The sequence below is a fragment of the Agromyces humi genome (assembly GCF_009720255.1).
Lineage (GTDB): Bacteria > Actinomycetota > Actinomycetes > Actinomycetales > Microbacteriaceae > Agromyces > Agromyces humi.
Genome location: NZ_WJSP02000636.1, coordinates 1 through 1,280, shown reverse-complemented (window position 1 = coordinate 1,280; position 1,280 = coordinate 1). Strand labels below are relative to the sequence as shown.

General features: G+C 71.7%; 3 protein-coding genes. All 3 read left to right on the top strand.

The window, feature by feature from the left end; genetic code table 11:
- On the top strand, positions 1 to 500 hold a 500-nt coding region (locus GH736_RS23105; RefSeq protein WP_235934652.1), incomplete at its 5' end, for a lycopene cyclase domain-containing protein.
- Positions 497 to 829, top strand: coding sequence for a lycopene cyclase domain-containing protein (locus GH736_RS23100; protein ID WP_159607372.1), 333 nt, complete (start codon positions 497 to 499; stop codon positions 827 to 829). The genes GH736_RS23105 and GH736_RS23100, both read left to right, overlap by 4 nt.
- Entirely contained in the window at positions 816 to 1,238 is a 423-nt protein-coding gene (locus tag GH736_RS25690; RefSeq protein ID WP_328596955.1) for a UbiA prenyltransferase family protein, read from the top strand. Before GH736_RS23100 ends, GH736_RS25690 begins: the two co-directional genes overlap by 14 nt.
- Positions 1,239 to 1,280: the final 42 nt, after the last annotated feature.

Sequence of the window (1,280 nt, the reverse complement as noted above, 5' to 3'; positions counted from 1 at the left end):
CCCGCGAGCGACCCGGTCATCGCGGCACCTCCGACGGCGTCGACCGCAGACGTGCCCCCGGCCCCCACTGCCGCGGCGTCGGGACGGACCCCTCGATGACGGCGTTCGCCTACCTCGCGGGCCTCCTGCTCTCGATCGGCGCCATCGTGCTCATCGACGTGCGCTGGCGGCTCGCGTTCCGGGGTGCACCCGGCGCATCGGCGCTCGCGGTCGGCACGGGCACCGTGCTCCTCCTCCTCTGGGACCTGGCCGGCATCGGCTTCGGGGTGTTCTTCCGCGGCGAATCGCCGTGGGCGACGGGCATCGTGCTGGCGCCCGAGCTACCGCTCGAGGAGCCCGTCTTCCTGCTCTTCCTCTGCTACCTGTCGCTCGTCTGCGTGCTCGGCATCGAACGGATGCTGCGCCACGGCGGGCGTTCACGTGCGCGTTCGCGCGGGCCGGCCACGGCGGCCCCGTCGACGGGTGACGTCGCGAGCACCCCCGGCGGGAGGCATCCGTGACGTACGCCTTCATCTGCCTGCCGTTCCTCGCCGTCGCCCTCGTCGTGGCCCTCGTCGCGTCGCGCACTCTGCCGCCCGGCGAGCGACGCCGCCGGTGGGCGGCGACCGGCATCGCCGCGGCCGTGCTCGTCGTGCTGACCGCGGTGTTCGACTCGATCATGATCGCGGCGGGGCTCTTCGGCTACGCCGACGGCACGCGGTTGGGACCCGTGGTCGGGCTCGCGCCGGTCGAGGACTTCGCCTACCCGATCGCCACGGTGCTCCTCGTTCCCGCCGTGTGGACGCTCGCGCGGCGGCGGGCCGCGAAGGCGGCGCATGATGAAGACTGAGACGGTGCAGCCGGGACCCCTCCACACCGTCGCCCAGGTGCTGCTCTCGTCGCGTCCGATCAGCTGGATCAACACGGCCTTCCCGTTCGCCGCCGCCTACCTGCTCACCGCCGGCACGGTCGACGCGCTGTTCGTCGTCGGCACGCTGTTCTTCCTCGTCCCGTACAACCTGGTGATGTACGGGGTGAACGACGTCTTCGACTACGAGTCCGACCTGCGGAATCCGCGCAAGGGAGGGAGTGAGGGGGCGCTCCTCGAGCCGCGCCTGCATCGGCTGGTGGTGTGGGCGGGCGTCGTCACGGCGACCCCGCTGCTGGTGGCGATGTCAGCTCTGGCGGCGTTGGCGTCAGCGCGAGCGGCGTCGACGTCAGCTCTGGCGGCGTTGGCACCGTCGCGCACCTGGTTGTGAGCGGATAGTGTCACGATCTCGCGGAACCATTTGGAGTTGAGG